Raw genomic sequence first — 255 nt, 5'->3', positions numbered from 1 at the left:
GCTGTTGTCGAAGAACGGTCAAGTGGTGGCGGGCTACAACGTCCAGATCGCCGTCGATGACAAACATAAGCTGATCGTGGCAAGCGAGGTCGTCAATGACGGCAACGACACCGGCCAGCTTCACGAGGTGGCCAAGGCCGCGAAGGACGCACTCGGCGTCGAGACCTTAACGGCGCTGGCCGACACCGGCTATTACAACGGCAACGCGCTCAAGGCCTGCGAGGAGGATGGGATCGTGGCTTACGTTCCGCAAGC

General features: G+C 61.2%; 1 protein-coding gene. It reads left to right on the top strand.

Annotated elements, in window-relative coordinates:
• Window positions 1-255: transposase (locus ACZYOF_RS44685; RefSeq protein ID WP_463719711.1), on the top strand; the 255-nt coding region annotated here is incomplete at both ends.

The sequence above is a fragment of the Bradyrhizobium sp. LeoA1Lang genome, assembly GCF_055413685.1.
The sequence above is the reverse complement of the archived record's forward strand: the minus strand, read 5'-3'. Positions and strand labels throughout refer to the sequence as shown.